At 71.4% G+C, this 12414-nt stretch carries 15 protein-coding genes; 3 read left to right on the forward strand and 12 right to left on the reverse strand.

From position 1 onward, the window contains the following. Window positions 1-224 precede the first annotated feature (224 nt). Window positions 225-1658 (forward strand): pyridoxal-dependent decarboxylase, encoded by a 1434-nt coding sequence (locus C1I95_RS26480; RefSeq protein WP_233513897.1) that lies wholly within the window; start codon window positions 225-227, stop codon window positions 1656-1658. Between the two features lie 23 nt (window positions 1659-1681). Here C1I95_RS26480 and C1I95_RS26485 read toward each other — a convergent pair whose 3' ends face one another. The 9 genes from C1I95_RS26485 to C1I95_RS26525 form a co-directional block, all read right to left on the reverse strand. Continuing rightward, the gene (locus C1I95_RS26485; protein WP_111217764.1) at window positions 1682-2686 is read right to left on the reverse strand and encodes a sulfite exporter TauE/SafE family protein; all 1005 of its coding nucleotides are present in this window, start codon (window positions 2684-2686) and stop codon (window positions 1682-1684) included. Between the two features lie 144 nt (window positions 2687-2830). Next, window positions 2831-3298 (reverse strand): RrF2 family transcriptional regulator, encoded by a 468-nt coding sequence (locus C1I95_RS26490; protein WP_111217784.1) that lies wholly within the window; start codon window positions 3296-3298, stop codon window positions 2831-2833. Window positions 3299-3380: 82 nt separating this feature from the next. Next, window positions 3381-4268 carry an acyl-CoA thioesterase gene (locus C1I95_RS26495; protein WP_199523921.1) on the reverse strand — a complete coding sequence of 296 codons (888 nt, stop codon included), beginning with the start codon at window positions 4266-4268 and terminating at the stop codon, window positions 3381-3383. Continuing rightward, a complete protein-coding gene (gene pyk / locus C1I95_RS26500) occupies window positions 4265-5713 on the reverse strand; it encodes a pyruvate kinase (RefSeq protein ID WP_111217766.1) in 1449 nt (482 codons plus the stop codon). Before pyk ends, C1I95_RS26495 begins: the two co-directional genes overlap by 4 nt. A 254-nt stretch (window positions 5714-5967) precedes the next feature. Further along, entirely contained in the window at window positions 5968-6333 is a 366-nt protein-coding gene (locus C1I95_RS26505) for a YciI family protein (RefSeq protein ID WP_111217768.1), read from the reverse strand. A 208-nt stretch (window positions 6334-6541) separates the two neighbouring features. Then, entirely contained in the window at window positions 6542-7378 is an 837-nt protein-coding gene (locus tag C1I95_RS26510) for a lipase family alpha/beta hydrolase (RefSeq protein ID WP_111217770.1), read from the reverse strand. A 231-nt stretch (window positions 7379-7609) separates the two neighbouring features. Next, window positions 7610-8419, reverse strand: coding sequence for a TerC family protein (locus C1I95_RS26515; protein WP_111217772.1), 810 nt, complete (start codon window positions 8417-8419; stop codon window positions 7610-7612). Between the two features lie 306 nt (window positions 8420-8725). Then, window positions 8726-8920 carry a DUF397 domain-containing protein gene (locus C1I95_RS26520; protein ID WP_111217774.1) on the reverse strand — a complete coding sequence of 65 codons (195 nt, stop codon included), beginning with the start codon at window positions 8918-8920 and terminating at the stop codon, window positions 8726-8728. Continuing rightward, the gene (locus C1I95_RS26525) at window positions 8908-9654 is read right to left on the reverse strand and encodes a DUF5753 domain-containing protein (RefSeq protein ID WP_111217776.1); all 747 of its coding nucleotides are present in this window, start codon (window positions 9652-9654) and stop codon (window positions 8908-8910) included. The genes C1I95_RS26520 and C1I95_RS26525 overlap by 13 nt, the downstream gene beginning before the upstream one ends. A 213-nt stretch (window positions 9655-9867) precedes the next feature. On the opposite strand from C1I95_RS26525, the gene C1I95_RS26530 reads away from it, so the two are divergent. Both C1I95_RS26530 and C1I95_RS36595 read left to right on the forward strand, forming a co-directional pair. After that, complete coding sequence (locus C1I95_RS26530; RefSeq protein ID WP_233513898.1) at window positions 9868-10233, forward strand: hypothetical protein; 366 nt, start codon at window positions 9868-9870, stop codon at window positions 10231-10233. Next, entirely contained in the window at window positions 10230-10709 is a 480-nt protein-coding gene (locus C1I95_RS36595; RefSeq protein ID WP_233513899.1) for a hypothetical protein, read from the forward strand. Before C1I95_RS26530 ends, C1I95_RS36595 begins: the two co-directional genes overlap by 4 nt. Before the next feature lie 168 nt (window positions 10710-10877). Here C1I95_RS36595 and C1I95_RS26540 read toward each other — a convergent pair whose 3' ends face one another. The 3 genes from C1I95_RS26540 to C1I95_RS26550 all read right to left on the reverse strand — a co-directional run. Beyond that, the gene (locus C1I95_RS26540; protein WP_111217778.1) at window positions 10878-11306 is read right to left on the reverse strand and encodes a hypothetical protein; all 429 of its coding nucleotides are present in this window, start codon (window positions 11304-11306) and stop codon (window positions 10878-10880) included. Between the two features lie 9 nt (window positions 11307-11315). Beyond that, window positions 11316-11579 (reverse strand): DUF6244 family protein, encoded by a 264-nt coding sequence (locus tag C1I95_RS26545; protein WP_111217780.1) that lies wholly within the window; start codon window positions 11577-11579, stop codon window positions 11316-11318. A 336-nt stretch (window positions 11580-11915) separates the two neighbouring features. After that, on the reverse strand, window positions 11916-12414 hold a 499-nt coding region (locus C1I95_RS26550; protein ID WP_325048864.1), incomplete at its 5' end, for a hypothetical protein.

Consider the following 12414-nt stretch of genomic DNA (forward strand, 5'->3'; position numbering starts at 1 on the left):
GTGCGGGGCATGGGTGTCCTCCGGTGGAGGTCGGGCGCGCGGCGGCCGATCGTCCGCCGGCCTGCCCGGTGCCGGCGGGGCGCGCCGCGCTGGCGGCAGATATCACGACGCATCGACGTCGGTGTACGCGGCCCCGCGCAGCTGCGATGCTAGGGCAAGCGCTTTCTGCACACAATCGTTCCGCGCGCTTGCCCTCGGCCCGACTTTCTTGATCGACTCACCGGGTGGCTGCGCACATGACACCCGAGGAGTTCCGCCAGGCCGGGTACGCGGTGGTCGACTGGATCGCCGACTACTGGGCCACCCTCGACCAGCGCCCGGTTACCTCCCAGGACCCGCCGGGTGCCGTGGCCGCCGGGCTGCCGGCCGGGCCGCCCGCGCAGGGCGAGCCGGTCGAGGCGATGCTCGCCGATCTGGACACGCTGATCGCGCCCCGGCTCACCCACTGGCAGCATCCGGGCTTCTTCGGCTACTTCCCGGCGAACACCAGCGGGCCCAGCGTGCTGGGCGACCTGGTCAGCTCGGGGCTGGGCGTGCAGGGGATGCTCTGGGCCAGCGGCCCGGCCTGCACCGAGTTGGAGACGGTGATGCTCGACTGGCTGGCGGAGGCGCTGGATCTGCCGGCCCGGTTCCGCTCCGCCGGTGCCGGCGGCGGGGTGATCCAGGACTCGGCCTCCTCGGCCACGCTGGTGGCCACCCTGGTGGCCCTGCACCGGGCCAGTGGCGGCCGGTGGCGGGGGGTCGGCGTCGACCGCCGCTACCGGGTCTACACCTCCACTGAGGGGCACTCGTCGATCGAGAAGGCGATCCGGATCGCCGGGCTCGGCGCCGACGGGGTACGGCTGATCGAGGTGGACCCGGTGACCCGGGCGATGTCGCCGGCGGCGCTGCGGGCCGCGATCGAGGCGGACCGGGCCGCCGGGGTGGTGCCGGTGATGGTGGTGGCGACCGTGGGCACCACCTCCACCACTGCGGTGGACCCGTTGCCGCAGATCGGGCCGATCTGCGCCGAGCACGGTGTCTTCCTGCACGTCGACGCCGCGTACGCGGGCGCCGCGGCGGTCTGCCCGGAGCTACGGTTCGGCCACGCCGGCCTGGCGTACGCCGACTCCTACTGCTTCGATCCGCACAAGTGGCTGCTCACCGGCTTCGACTGTGACGCGTTCTGGGTGGCTGACGCGGGCGAGTTGGTCGAGGCGCTGACCGTGCTGCCGGAGTTCCTGCGCAACGCGGCCACCGAGTCCGGCGCGGTGATCGACTACCGGGACTGGCAGGTGCCGCTGGGCCGGCGGTTCCGGGCTCTGAAGCTGTGGTTCGTGCTGCGCTGGTACGGCGTCGAGGGGCTGCGCGAGCACATCCGCCGGGGTGTCGCGCTGGCCGCCCGGTTCGCCGACCGGGTACGCGCCGACGACCGGTTCGAGCTGGTCGCCCCGCACCCGTACGCGCTGGTGTGCTTCCGGCTGCGCGGCCCGGACGGGCCGAACGAGCAACTGCTGGCGGCGGTGAACGGCAGCGGCCGGGTCTACCTCACGCACACCCGGGTGGCCGGCCGCCACACGCTACGCCTCGCCGTCGGCGCGCCGCAGACCACCGAGGCCCACGTGGACGAGGTGTGGGAGCTGATCTCGCGCGCGGCGCCGGTCGGGCCGCCCGGCTGAGGTCGCCCGGCGGCCCGGTGTCGTCAGCGGTCCGCGCCGGAGAGGGCGCGGGCCGTGGCAGTGTCCACGACCTCGGCGGGCGCGCTGCCGCCCGGCGCGCTGTCGGCCGCAGCGCTGTCGGCCGTAGCGTTGTCGGCCGGTGCGGTGGCCGCCGCTGCCAGCATCCGCTCGCGGCGGGTGCGCAGCAGGACCCGGACCGACAGCGCCAGCGCGGCGACCCAGCCGGCGGCCAGCAGCAGGTAGACGACCACCGGCAGGGAGCCACCCAGGTCGGCGCTGCGCATCAGGACGCGGGCGTTGGTCAGCACGATCACGCCACCGACCGTCGCGCCGAGCAGCTGCGCCGGGACGATCCGGACCAGCCAGGCCGCGATCGGGGCGGCGATCAGGCCGCCGGCGAGCAGGGCGAACACGATCGGCAGCAGGAACCCCTCGGTGCCCAGGCCGATCAGGAAGCCGAGGCTGGCCGCGGCCGCGACCACGAACTCGGAGGTGTCCACCGAGCCGATCACCTTGCGGGGTTCCATCCGCCCGCTGACCAGCAGGGCCGGCGTCGCGACCGGGCCCCATCCCCCGCCGCCGGTGGAGTCGACGAAGCCGGCGACCAGGCCGAGCGGGCCGAGGAAACGCCCGCGCAGTTGCCCGGCCGCCGGGTTGCGGCGCAGCGGCCGGGAGAACCGGACGAGCAGGTACGCGCCGAGGCTGAACAGGATCGCGGCCATCCACGGGGCGGCTGCCTCGGTGGAGAGCGAACTGAGGAAGGTGGCACCGGCGAACGCGCCGACCGCGCCGGGTAGCGCGATCCGGCGCACCACCCGCCAGTCGACGTTGCCGAACCGCCAGTGCGCCGCGCCGGCGGCGAGGGTGGTGCCGATCTCGGCCAGGTGCACCGAGGCGGAGGCAGCGGCCGGCGCGACGCCGACCATGAGCAGCAGCGTCGAGGAGGTCAGCCCGTACGCCATGCCGAGCGAGCCGTCGACCAACTGCGCGGCGAGCCCCACCAGTGCGATGACCAGCAGCTTGCGCACGGACGCCCCCTACTTTTCAACAACTCCTATCAACTTGGTCGACAATGCGGCACGGGAGCGCCCCGGGTCAAGCCCCTGATCGGTCAGTGGGACGGACCACCGGGCCGGCGAGCGAAACCCGACCCGACCCGGGTGGAGCGTGCGTCAGGTCCAGGCGCGGGGGTCGGCGACCAGCTTGGTGACCTGCTCGGGCAGGGTGCCCTGCGCCACGTCGGCCACCGTGACGAGTTCGAGGATCTGCCGTTCGCTGGCCCGCAGGGCGATCCAGACGTCCTGCAACGCGCGGGCCGCGCCGTGGTAGCCGAGCTGCTCGGGTCGCTGCCCCCGGATGTGGGCCAGCGGCCCGTCGATCACCCGGATCACCTCCGCCAGGGAGATCTCCTCGGCCGGCCGGGCCAACCAGTAGCCGCCCTCGGGGCCCCGCTGGGCCTGCACGATGCCGCCCCGGCGCATCTGCAACAGGATGCTCTCCAGGAACTTCGGGGGGATCTCCTGGGCGCGGGCGATCTGGTCGGCGGTCACGGGGCGACCACGTCCGGCCCCGGTGCTGGTCACCGACGCCAGTTCGGTGACCGCTCGAAGGGCGTAGTCCACCCGGGCGGAGAGACGCATGTCCGACAGGTTAACGGTCCGGGAACCCACCCGGACGATCACCCCTTGACCGATCGGTCCGCTGGGTTAACCGGAGCACCGGCTACTCGCCGACGCGGCGCAGCAGCCCCTCCTGGACGGCGCTGGCGATCTGACGGCCGTCGACGGTGAACATCCGGCCGGTGGCCAGGCCCCGAGCGCCGGAGGCGGACGGGCTCCAGCAGTCGTAGAGGAACCACTCGTCGGCGCGGAACGACCGGTGGAACCACAGCGCGTGGTCCAGGCTCGCCCCGACCACCCCGCCCGGCCCCCACACCTCGCCGTGTACGGAGAGCACCGAGTCGAGCAGGGTCAGGTCGGAGGCGTACGTCAGCGCGCAGGCGTGCAGCAGCGGATCGTCGGGGAGTTTGCCGTCGATCCGCATCCACACCCGCTGGTGCGGGTCGGCCGGCCGGTCGCCGGGGCGTACCCAGCCGGGCTCGCCGACGTACCGGACGTCGATCGGCCGGGGAATCTGCCCCCAGATGCCCAGCCGCTCCGGGTAGCGGGCGAGCCGGTCGCTCATGGTCGGGACCGCCTCCGGCCCGGGCACGTCCGGCGGCATCGGGGCGTGATGATCCAGCCCCTCCTCCGGCCGCTGGAACGAGGCCGACATGAAGAAGATCGGCTTGCCGTGCTGGAGCGCCACCGACCGGCGTACCGAGAAGGAGCGCCCGTCGCGGATGCTCTCCACCTCGTACTCGATCGGCTCCGCCGGGTCTCCGGCCCGGACGAAGTAGCCGTGCAGCGAGTGGACCACCCGTTCCGGGTCGACGGTGCGGCCGGCGGCGACCAGGGCCTGCCCGGCGACCTGACCGCCGTACACCCGCTGGGGGCCGACCGGCGGGCTCATCCCCCGGAACGACCTGGTGCCGGTCGACGCGAGGTCGAGCACCTCCAGCAGTTGGTCGACGGCGGCCTGACCGACGATGGTCCCCTCGCCGTCGGTCACTGCAAGGCCCGCGCGGACGCCGCGTCGACCAGCGATCCGAGCTGGTGCACCCGCAGGGTGTTGGTCGAGCCGGGGGTGCCGGGCGGGCTACCCGCGACGATCACCACGTAGTCGCCGGGGGTGGCCCGGTTCAGCCCGAGCAGCGCCTGGTCGACCTGGCGGAACATGTCGTCGGTGTGCTGCACGAACGGCATCAGGAAGGTCTCCACGCCCCAGGAGAGGGCGAGCTGGTGACGCACCTCGGGCACCGGGGTGAAGGCGAGCAGCGGCAGGTCGCAATGCAGCCGGCTCAGCCGGCGCACGGTGTCGCCGGTCTGCGAGAACGCGACCAGCGCCTTGGCGCCGATGGCCCGGGCGATCGAGGAGGCCGCGACGGTGAGCGCGCCGCCGTGCGTACGCGGGTCGTGCTGGAGCCGGGGCACCGCGATCGAGCCGGCCTCGGTGGTCGTGACGATCTTGGCCATGGTGCTGACGGTGAGCACCGGGTACTTGCCCACGCTGGTCTCGCCGGAGAGCATCACCGCGTCCGCGCCGTCGAGCACCGCGTTGGCGACGTCGGACGCCTCGGCGCGGGTCGGCCGCGAATTCTCGATCATGGAGTCGAGCATCTGGGTGGCAACGATGACCGGCTTGGCGTTCTCCCGGCACAGCTGCACGGCGCGCTTCTGCACCAGCGGCACCTCGTCCAGCGGCAGTTCCACGCCGAGGTCGCCACGGGCCACCATGACCCCGTCGAAGGCCAGCACGATCGCCTCGAGGTGGTCGACCGCCTCCGGCTTCTCGACCTTGGCCAGCACCGGCCGGTGCACGCCGACCTCGCTCATGATCGAGTGACAGAGCTTGATGTCGTCGGCGGAGCGGACGAAGGAGAGCGCGACCAGGTCGACCCCGAGGCCGAGCGCGAAACGCAGGTCGGCGGCGTCCTTCTCCGACAGGGCGGGCACGCTGACCGCCACGTTGGGCAGCGAGACGCCCTTGTTGTTGCTGACCGGGCCGCCCTCGGTGACCAAGACGCGGATGTCGTTGCCGGTGACGTCGGTGACCTCGACGGCGACCCGGCCGTCGTCGATCAGCAGCCGGTCGCCGGGCTTGACCTCCTGCGGAAGCTTGCGGTACGTGCAGGAGACCCGCTCCTTGGTGCCCAGCACGTCGTCCCCGGTGATCACCACGGAGTCACCGGTGCGCCACTCGTGCGGGCCGTCGGCGAACCGGCCCAGCCGGATCTTCGGCCCCTGCAGGTCGGCCAGGATCGCCACCGGCTGGCCGGCCGCGTCGGCCGCCTCCCGGACGAGCCGGTAGACCGACTCGTGGTCGGCGTGGCTGCCGTGGCTGAAGTTGAGTCTCGCCACGTTCATGCCGGCCTCGACGAGCCCTCGGATGCGCTCGGGCGACGAGGTGGCGGGGCCAAGAGTGCAGACGATCTTCGCGCGGCGTGTCACGCCCATCAGGCTAGTCTCTCCTCCGGGTCGGACCACGGGCCGACCCCTTGCGCAAAGCGGAACAATTGTTCAACAGCGCGCGGCATACGCGCGCAGCCGGCGGGCGGAACCGCACCGGACGTCGAGTGGCGGGCAACGGCGACCGCGCGCCGGAATGGTACGCCCCTGCCGCCAGGGGACACCGAGGCGCTCCACGTCGACGACCGGCCGTGAGCATCCGATCACAGTCGGTGGCCGTCCCGGTGGTGGTGGCCACCGACTCAGGTCTGTGTCTTGGCCAGCGGGAACTCCAGCGAACCGGCCGGACAGAGGAAGGTCATCACGTCCACCCGGTAGAGCCCGGCCTGCACCGCCGGGTCGGCCTCCATCACGCTGCGGACGTCGTCGACCGAGCCGGTACGAGCCAGGCCGAACCCGAGCGGCGGCTCCGGCTCCCGGGCGTTGCCGTCCACCGCGCCGGAGACCAGGATGATCCCCCGCCGCTGCATCGCCTGCATGTGCTCGGTGTGCTCCGCCTGCAACCGCTGGATGGTCTCGGCGGGCAGCGCCCGCCCGGCCGCGCCGGGATACAACACGATGCACTCGTACGTGTCGAGCGCGAAGTCGACCTGCGGCTCTTCGCTCATTGCGTTCCCTTTCGGCGTCCCCGCCCGGGTGGGGCGGCGGACCCGCGGGGGTACCGTCCAGCCTTGCACGGCCCGCCCATCCGCACCCGGCGCTCCGGCAATCCCGGCCAGCCGGACCCGGCCGGTTTCCGCCAGCCCGGCACCCCTACGCGCGGCGGGGCGGACGGCCAGGTGCCGTCCGCCCCGCTCAGCTCGCCCGCTCAGCTCGTCAGAGGGCGAGACAGTTGGGGCGGATGGCGGCGTCGCGCAACGCCTGCTGGATCACCGTGTACGTGGTGCCGTCGAGCACCAGCCCGAGGTGCCCGACCACGCGCAGCGGGCACCGGGACTGGATCAGCACGTTGGTCGCCCCGTCGGCCAGCGTGGCGTTGTCGACCGGCCGGACGAGTTCGTCCTGCCAGGTACGCACCGTGGTCCAGCGCACCGCGCCCGGGGTGTCGTCACCGGCGTTGAGCGCGGCGAGGAACGACGAGCCGATCGTCATCTGCTGGCAGGCCACGATGCCGGCGCAGCTGCCCAGGCCGAGGAAGGCCACGATGTTGGCGACGTACGTGCCGTACTGCGGGGTGCCCAGGCTGATGTAGCGGCCGATGATGTCGCCGCCGCCCAGATTCTTGATGTAGTACCGGCTGACCAGGCCACCCTCGGAGTGGGCGACCAGGTCTATCTTGGCGCCGCCGGTGGCGGAGCGGACCTGCCCGACGAAGCCGCGCAGGCCGTTGGCGGAGGCAGCGATGTCGCCGAGCCCCAGGTTCGGCAGCTCGTAGATCCAGACCCGGTAGCCGTCGGCGCGCAGCCGGACGGCGAGCGGCTCGTACACGGCGGCGAAGCCGCTGAGCCCGCCGACGACGATGACCGGGTTGGCGTTGGCGAGGGCCCGCAGGCCGCCGTCGGTGGTGGCCGCGGCGGCGGTGCTGGCGGCCGGAGCCGTCGCGTCGGCCGGCGCGGGGGTCACCGGTGCCGGGGCGGCTGCGGCTGCGGCCGGGGCGGACAGGACGGCGGTGAGGGTGAGGACGAGGACGGGGACAGCCTTTCGGAGCAGCATCGCTGCACCTCCCAAGGGGATCCCGGGGTTGCCGGGTGGAGGCGGTGGGTGTCCGATCGACCGTGAATTGATGATGCCGGTCACAATCTAGAAACGTCAATGAAAAGTTACGCGCGGGTAGCGGTCGCCCCACCAGGCATCTTGGAACCGCCTCCGGTTCACCCGTCCACAGACGACAGACGCCGCACGCACCCAGGGGTGGGCGCGTGCGGCGTCGAGGTCCGCCTCGGGTCAGCCGGCCGGAGTGGTCTCCGGCTCGGGCTTGGGCTCGGGCCGTGCCGGACGACTCTTCACGTACGTCGGGTGCAGCTGCACCGGCAGCGCCTCCTGCTGGCGCCGCTGCCGCGCCCGGACCCGCAGGTTGAGGAACTCCACGAAGATCGAGAAGGCGATCGGCCCGTACACGTAGCCCTTCGGGATGTGCTGGTCGAAGCTCTCGGCGATCAGGCTCGCGCCGATGATCAGCAGGAACGACAGGGCCAGCATCTTGACCGTCGGGTGCTGGTTGACGAAGTTGCTCACCGCAGCGGCCGAGACCAGCATGATGATCATCGCGATGACCACGGCGGCCACCATGATGGCGAGCTCGTCGACCATGCCGACCGCGGTGATCACCGAGTCGAGCGAGAAGACCACGTCCAGCACCAGGATCTGCGCGATGACCACGCCGAACGAGATGGTCTTCCGGCCCGAGCGACCGTGGTCGGACCCCTCCAGATGCTCGTGGATCTCGTACGTCGCCTTGCCGACCAGGAACAACCCGCCGAGCAGCAGAATCAGGTCGCGCCCGGAGATCTCCTGGCCGAACACGGTGAACAGCGGCGCGGTCAGGCCGATGATCCAGGACAACGACGCCAGCAGGAGAAGACGGGTGATCAGGGCGAGCGAGATGCCGATCGTCCGGGCCCGGGCCTGCTGATGCTCAGGCAACCGGCCGGACAGGATCGAGATGAACACGACGTTGTCGATGCCCAGCACGATCTCCAGCAGGAGCAGGGTCGCGAACGCAATCCACAGCTCGGGACTGGTCAAGAACTCCATCAGATCCTCGACTCTCAGATCGCCGCCGGGTGGGCACCCGGAACCATCGGCCGATCTGCGCAAGCATGGCCTACCGCGCCGCCCGCCAGCCCGCAACCCCGCCCCGCCAGAACCAACACGCCAGGCCCGAGCTACATCGAGGACGACTACGTCAACCTCACCGACGACGAACTTGGAGCCCACTCGCCGATCACGGAGTTATCGCGCCGGAAAGCGGTGGACACCCACTTTGGTCAGGCACCACAACTGCATGATCGACGGCGTTCTCGACGGCATCGAGGTTGATGAGGCATGGCCGGATCGGGGTCAGGCCCGTTCGGCGAGCTGGGCGACGAACATGCGCCACGCGGTCGGGGCGAAGATCAGCGCTGGGCCGTTCGGATCTTTCGAGTCCCGGACGCCGACGACGCCGGGCAGGTTGTCGGCAACCTCGACGCAGTCGCCACCGTTGGAGCTGCTACGGATGCCCTTGCGCCAGAGGGCGCCGGTCAGGTCAGCCATGATCGTGCCTCTAGAAAATCGATGGTCTGGCGGCGTGGAAGTGCCACCGAACGCAGCGTATCCCAGATGGACCAAAGGCTGGCTGTGTCGTTTGTCAGCCGCCCGGCCGCCTGGTCATCGAGGTACGCGACATCGCCGTCATCGGTCGTCGCGATGACGAATGGTCCCGCCTGCCCGGCGTGCAGGCCAGCGTCGAGCGGCAACACATGCAAGAGGACATTGGGCCGCTGAGCCATGCCGACCAGACGATCTAGCTGCGGATCCATGATCTCCGGGGCTCCTCGACGAAGGGCGAACTCGTCGATGACCGCGACGAACAGGGGCGGCTTACGCCGTTCGAGGACCGCCGTTTGCCGGCGCATCCGAGTCTCCACGTAGTCGGCCACCTCGTCCGGCCCGAGTAGCCCACAACTGAGGACCGCCGACGCGTACTCGGGTGTCTGCAACAGGCCCGGGATGACCGCGATCTGAAATGACCGCAGCGCCGTCGCCTGAAGCTCAGTCTCCACCCACGGGCGCAGCCACGCCGGTTCACGACGTCTCAAAACGTCCGGCCAAATGTCCCCGATCTCACGCCGAAGCGCCACAGCCGCCGCAGCGCGGTGACGGGGATGAGGTACCCGCCCCGGTGTAATCCAACGGGCAACCGTCTTCGGGTCCACGCCGACCTGCTCGGCAAGGCTCTCGACGGTCTCACCGGCGTCAGCCAGGGCCGCCCTCAACGCCTGGTTCATGCCCGCCTCCCACAAGAAGACGTCCTCAACGTCTCAAGAACTTACATATACGGGGTGTAGCCGTCCACTACCACTCGGCGATGGTTTCGGCAGGCGGCACGCACGAGCCACGGGGACGGCAAACCCGCTCGCCCTGCCGCCGGGGCCGCCCCATCGGGCGAGCACCTGCGGGGCGGCCCCTCTCCAGGTCCTGTGTCGACAAAGGAGGCGTTCGTGTCCGTGCCGAGGCCCGCGAATGCCGTACCGGTGTCGCGCTGGGCGACCCACCCCGCCGCCGCGACGGCCGGCACCCGCGAGGACGGGACGCCACGGGTCACGCCCGGCGTGTACCTGCTGACGCGCGAGGCGTCGCCGCAGTTCGGAAAGCCGATCACGGTACGGGTGATCCGTGAGCGGACCGACCGGCACACCTACTGCGGCTGGGCGTGGATCGAGGTGTACCAGCTCGACGCCCGCGGCAACGCGACCGACCGCCGCGAGCTGTTTGTGCGACCCGACGGGATGCGTCCCGTACAAACGCCCCAGCCCACCGCACGCCGTACGCCGGTCCGAAGCCGTCCGGCGAGGGCGGCCCGGTGAGCAGGCCCGTCCGCGAGCACGTACCGTCCCGCCCGACGTGGCGCTGTCGGGCGTGCGGCATCGCCTGGCCGTGCTCTGCGGCGAAGCTGCGCCTGCTCGCGGAGTACCAGGGCAACACCCCCGGACGCATGGTCTACCTCGTGACGCTACGCGAGGAGGCCATCGAACAACTCACCGAACGCAACCCCGCCACCCACCTGCCGGACCTACACAAGCGATTCACCGACTGGGTTCCCGTCCGCTCCCCCCGAATGACAGAGCCGGACGTTCGTAGCAGCAACGTCGACCCCGACGAGGCAGCCAACGTCGAAGCGGCTGTCGCCCACGCCACCGTCAACGCCGCCCTCGAAGGCATCGAGTTCGACGAGGACTGGCAGGACAGACTTCGGGACGTCGCGTCAGGCGTTACCGACGCCGACGAGCTGATCGCCCAGGAGATCGCCCGGATCAGCGGTGACCGAGACACGCGACGGTGAGTCACGCACCCGACACCGCCTCATCAGCCGGGCTCTCAGCAGACGGCTGGGCGGGCTCGGCGTGCCAGCCGATCACCCGGACAGCCTGAAACCGGCCCTATCGCCTATCCGACACCCGCCTTCCACGCCAGCCGGTGGCTAGTAGGCAGACCACCCGTCTGGTGGTATCTACTCGCCTTGCGGCACGATGGCGCGGGCGACAGCGAGCAGGGCCTCCCGGTCGACCTGCTCCGGGTCGATCAGGACGTTCACGGCGACGGCGGGCCCGGCCAACCAGAACGCCTGCGCGTCGCTCATCATGCCGGAGCCGTCGCCGTGCTGGAACTCGGTCAGCTGCCATTCGTCGGGGTCACGCTCGTGGTACTCGGTGAGGAAGTCCCGCAGCCCGGCCAGGTCCGCCAGCCGCGCACCCCGCAGCACATGGACCCGCAGGTCGGCGCGGTATCCGTCCGGCGTCTGGCGCTCCCACACCCGGGTGGCGAAGTGGACGTCCTCCCACTCGCTGGCGAAGTCCGAAACCTCGTCGCCCACCCCGTCCGGCACGTACCCGATGTGAAAGCCGTCCAGCACACCACCGTCACGCGTCACGTCGGTCATCCCGCGGCCTCAGTTTCCCAGCGCCCGGACCTTGGCGATGGTCTCCTGGACGTGCTGCTTGGCAGGCTCCCCGCCCTGCGCGGCCTGCGCGAGCGCCTGCCGATACGAGTCGATCATGCCGATCAGCGGGCCGGCGGCGACGCCCTGCAACGCGCCAGCGACGAGTTGTCGCGCCTCGTCCGCGTCCTGGGCGGCTGCCGCCGTCTTCGCCTTCGCCTCGTCCAGCTTCTGCGCGGCCGCCGCCAACCGGGCGATCATCTCCGCTGCGCTCACACGCCCTCCCCTGGGCTCGCACGCTCATCGTCTTCCCACTCCCGCGAGCAGTGACCACTGGGGAGAGTACGAGATCCACGCACCCACCGCGACCACCCGATCGTCGAGCCGTCACCACAACGGCGTAGATCCAGAGGCTCTGGGTACTTCCGTTATCGCTGGAGCAGCAACGGATGTACCCAAAGGAAGCAGGACACGACGAGCCGGAACCACGCGATCCGTTCACGCCATCAGCTCGACAGGGCGACCTACCCACACCCTTCCGGGTGCCAGGCCGGCGACCCCGGCGACCCGGCGGCACCGACCAGCACGGCAGCGGCGCGCACTCCGGCAGGGTCAGCGCAGCGTGCGGACGAGCAGCAGGTAGCCGCAGTAGGCGAGGGGGACGGCCAGGAAGCAGAGCAGGAAGCCGAGCACGGGATAGCGGGGCGGAGCGGCGGCGCCGACGGCGGGCCGGCCCCAGCGGCTGAGCACCAGCCAGCCGCCGACCAGCGCCACCGCGGGCAGGCCGGCGCACATCCAGGCGACCAGGGTGCCGAAACCGACCACGCCGACGTCGGAGGCGAGCCCCAGCACCAGCATGAGCACCACCGAGATGCCGGCGCAGCCGAGGTAGACGGCGACCGCCCGGGCCAGCGGTGACCAGGTCGGCAGCAGCGCCGGCCGCTGGGCGAGCAGTTCGGCCTGCTGCCCGTGCCGGTCGGCCTCGTCGGCCCAGCGCCGGGCCAGTTCCAGTTCCGTCGCCGGGTCGACCTCTCCGGCGCGCGGCGCGGGCACCCCGGCCGCCGTCGCGCTCACGGCCACCGGCAACGCCCGGCCCGACTCCCCCACACCC

Source organism: Micromonospora craterilacus, assembly GCF_003236315.1.
Taxonomy (GTDB): Bacteria; Actinomycetota; Actinomycetes; order Mycobacteriales; family Micromonosporaceae; genus Micromonospora; species Micromonospora craterilacus.